Below are 3,487 nucleotides of genomic sequence, written 5' to 3' on the forward strand. Positions count from 1 at the left end.
ATGTAGGAGCTGCCGAAGGCTGCGATCTTTTGATCCTGTTTTTAAAAGACAAGATCAAAAGATCGCAGCCTTCGGCAGCTCCTACAGGGGTTGGCGCAGGGACAAGGTATGATGTCGCGGTTTTCTGCCGGAGTTCAGCTGCCATGCCTCGCATCACCCACTACAAATCCCCATGCCCCGAGGGCGTCAACAGCCAGATTCTGCAAATGGTCGTCGACTACCTGACCGACATCAGCGCGGTTGGCCTGGGCCCGAGCAACCTGCTGTACAACGTGTATCAGTACGCGGTGGGCTACGAGGTGCATTTGTATCTGGAAGCGTTGAATGGCGAGAAGGGCACCGAAGTCGAGTTGCTGGTGGCGACCGCCGATGAAGATCCGGAGCAAGTGATCGGTTTCCTTTTGTACCTGCCGGTGCAGGGCGACTGGGAAGCGTGCAGCGTCGCCTACATGGCGGTGCGTGAAGGGCACCGGCGGCAAGGCGTGGCGCGGGCGATGATCGGCGAAATGCTCGGCCGTTATCCGCATGCGGAGCTGGGCTGCACCGTCGGCAAAGTCCCGTATTTCGAAGCGCTGGGCTTTGAGGTGATCGGCTCGCGTGAAACTCAAGTGCTGATGAGCACCCGGCATTACCGCAGCAACGGCTTGCGCGGTTTCATCGACACCACGCCGATTTACCGCTCACTGGAAGTGCAGCAGATTCACACGTATCTGCTACAGAAAAACAGCAAGCGCGCGATGCTCGATGCCGAGAAGCAGCGCGATCGCCATCTGGATCAAACCACTCGCCACACGGAAGAATTTGTCCGTCAGCGACTGACCCTGCACTAGAGCCTGACAGTGGCGCGTTCGACCATTGCGATGATGGTTGCGAACAACTCGTTGATCGCGTCCTCGGCGCTGATTTCACCGTTGGCGGCAGCGTGCGACAGCGCTTCGGCGGCGCCGAGCATTGCACGTAGTCCGGCAGCAGTGATCGTCCCGCCATTGGCGTAAGGCGCCAGGTCGCGGCGGCACTTTTCGAGGAAGATCGCCTCGTACTCCCGCTTGATTTTCTCCAGTTCCGGGGTGCTCGCCAGCGCGGCGATGATCCCCGGAATTTCCGTTCCCTGAAACATCACACAATCGACATACGCCTTGGCAATCACTGAGGCGGTGCCGACGAGTGTCGGCTCGCATTCGGCGATCGCGGCGTCCATCACCACGGTCTGGCGTGCATCGAAATCGCGGTACAGCGCCGCGAGTAATCCTGCGCGGGTGACGAAATGGTCGTAGACCACCGGTTTGGTCACGCCGGCCTTTTCGGCGAGATAGCCGAGGGTCAGCGCATCGGTGCCCTCGGCGCGGATGATCTGCCAGGCGACATCAAGCAACTGGCGCAGGCGATCCTCACGGGAAAGGCGTTTGCGCGGTTGCGCGGGGGAATTCTGTTTGGTCAGTTGATCAGTTGACATGGTTTATATACCAAAGGTAACTTAAGCTTCGTAACTTACCAAGAGTATATAAGCCTTGGTCAGCCTCACCAACCGGAGAATTGCCATGCACGCATTGATTGTTGTTGCTCATCACGATCAGCGCTCACTGACCCACAGCGTTGCCACACAAATTGCTGCCGGCATGACCGAAGCCGATCCGGCCAACACCTTCGAGATCGCCGATCTCTACGCTGAAGGCTTCGAACCGCGTTTCGGCGCAGCGGATTTTGCCGTGCATCATCGCGAGGCCTCGCCGCCGGAGGATGTGCTGGCGGAACAGGCACGCATTGATCGCGCCGATGCGTTGGTGCTGGTTTACCCGGTGTATTGGTGGTCGATGCCGGCACTGCTCAAGGGCTGGATTGATCGGGTGTTCAGCAATGGCTGGGCGTTCGATTTTGCGGGTGACTTGAAGCATGTGAAGTTGCTGCAGCGTTTGCGCGTGCACCTTGTACAACTCGCCGGGGCGGACGAACGCACCTATGAACGCCACGGTTACGGTGCGGCGATGAAGGCGCAGATTGAACACGGGATTTTCGATTACAGCGGGGCGACGGTGCTGAGCTCAACGTTGCTGCCGGAGTCGGAATTGCGCGAGCCGCAGGCGCAACTCCAAGTGGCCCGGAAACTCGGTTATCAGATGTTCACATAACCCCTGTAGGAGCTGCCGAAGGCTGCGATCTTTTGATCTTGTTTTTTAAAAGCAAAATCAAAAGATCGCAGCCTTCGGCAGCTCCTACAGGGATTTGTGGGGTTATCGCGAGCCAGGCCAGCCTGCCTTTTCGAGGGCGGCTAGCAAGGTTTGTGCATCCAGCCCCTGAACCGAATGGCCATTGCCTTCAGTGCTCTCGCTGGCCAGCAAGGCATTGATGATCGCTTCCTCAACCGCCTCGGTGGCGGCCAGAAACAGCTCGCTGATGTGATCGTTATTGACCATCCGCAAGCCGTCACACGTCGGCGCACCTTTGCTTTCATAGGCCGCCGGCGGCACGTGATCATTACCCGTGGCGAAGGCGATAAAGATGTCGCCGCTTTGATCTTCATTGCCGCCACCGGTGCGCGCCAGACCGACGCTCGCCCGTTGCGCCAGGCGTGTGCACTGATGCGGCAACAACGGCGCATCGGTGGCCAGGCAAACCACGATCGAACCCATGCCAGGGTGCGGCAATGCGGCGCGCAAAAACGGTGAATCCTTCTGTTCCATGTAGCGCCCGACCGGGTAGCCGTCAACCCGTAACTGGTTGCGAATGCCATAGTTGGCCTGGACGATCGCACCCACTGTCCAGCCGCCCTGCGCAGCGCTCAATCGCCGCGACGAAGTGCCGATGCCGCCCTTGAATTCATGGCAGATCATGCCGCTGCCACCGCCGACCGCGCCTTCCACAACCGGGCCGTCGACCGCGTTGTGCAGGGCTTCGGCGACATGTTCAGGTTTGACGTGGAAGCCGTTGATGTCATTGAGCAACCCGTCGTAAGTCTCCAGCACCACCGGCATGTTCCAGTAGAGACGGCCATCGTCCGGTTGCTGCTGACGATCCAGCACAATCAGCGCATCGCGCACCACGCCGAGGCTGTGGGTATTGGTGAAGGCGATCGGACTGGTCAACAAGCCCGCCTCGCGAATCCACTCAAGACCGCTGGCGTCACCGTTGCCATTGAGCACATGCACGCCAGCGAAACACGGTTGCTGGTTGGTCGAACCCTGACGCGGTTCGATCAGGGTGACGCCAGTGAAAATGTCACGACCGGCCGTGCTTTTACCGCGCACGTTGCTGTGGCCGACACGCACACCGGGCACGTCGGTGATCGCATTGAGCGGGCCGGGCTGCATCTGGCCAATGCGGATGTTGAGGTCACGGGCACGAGGTTTCATTGATTTCTGTCTCTCCATAAAAATCTTACATGTGTCGCGATCTCTGTAGGAGCTGCCGCAGGCTGCGATCTTTTGATCTGCAAAAACAACGTCAAAAGCTCGCAGCCTGCGGCAGCTCCTACAGGAAATGCGTGGGGCGT

At 59.2% G+C, this 3,487-nt stretch carries 4 protein-coding genes; 2 read left to right on the forward strand and 2 right to left on the reverse strand.

Annotated features, from left to right (window positions below):
- Positions 1–143 precede the first annotated feature (143 nt).
- Positions 144–830: a GNAT family N-acetyltransferase gene (locus QMX93_RS30240; protein WP_282359257.1), complete on the forward strand. Its 687-nt coding sequence runs from the start codon at positions 144–146 to the stop codon at positions 828–830.
- Here the strand turns inward: QMX93_RS30240 and QMX93_RS30245 are convergent.
- Entirely contained in the window at positions 827–1,453 is a 627-nt protein-coding gene (locus QMX93_RS30245) for a TetR/AcrR family transcriptional regulator (protein WP_282359259.1), read from the reverse strand. The two genes, QMX93_RS30240 and QMX93_RS30245, sit on opposite strands and share 4 nt — an antisense overlap.
- Positions 1,454–1,538: 85 nt before the next feature.
- On the opposite strand from QMX93_RS30245, the gene QMX93_RS30250 reads away from it, so the two are divergent.
- Positions 1,539–2,126 (forward strand): NAD(P)H-dependent oxidoreductase, encoded by a 588-nt coding sequence (locus QMX93_RS30250; RefSeq protein WP_282359261.1) that lies wholly within the window; start codon positions 1,539–1,541, stop codon positions 2,124–2,126.
- 102 nt (positions 2,127–2,228) lie between these two features.
- On the opposite strand, the gene QMX93_RS30255 is transcribed toward QMX93_RS30250, so the two are convergent.
- Entirely contained in the window at positions 2,229–3,347 is a 1,119-nt protein-coding gene (locus QMX93_RS30255; RefSeq protein WP_282359262.1) for a P1 family peptidase, read from the reverse strand.
- Positions 3,348–3,487 lie beyond the last annotated feature (140 nt).

Origin of the sequence: Pseudomonas sp. PS01303, assembly GCF_029959385.1 — a bacterium.
In the GTDB taxonomy this organism is placed as follows: Bacteria; Pseudomonadota; Gammaproteobacteria; order Pseudomonadales; family Pseudomonadaceae; genus Aquipseudomonas; species Aquipseudomonas rustica.

What these genes read in the sequence shown, in the direction of transcription:
- QMX93_RS30245 (WP_282359259.1), bottom strand. Translation starts at nt 1,453, where the DNA reads ATGTCAACTGATCAACTGACCAAACAGAATTCCCCCGCGCAACCGCGC.
- QMX93_RS30255 (WP_282359262.1), bottom strand. Translation starts at nt 3,347, where the DNA reads ATGAAACCTCGTGCCCGTGACCTCAACATCCGCATTGGCCAGATGCAG.
- QMX93_RS30250 (WP_282359261.1), top strand. Translation starts at nt 1,539, where the DNA reads ATGCACGCATTGATTGTTGTTGCTCATCACGATCAGCGCTCACTGACC.
- QMX93_RS30240 (WP_282359257.1), top strand. Translation starts at nt 144, where the DNA reads ATGCCTCGCATCACCCACTACAAATCCCCATGCCCCGAGGGCGTCAAC.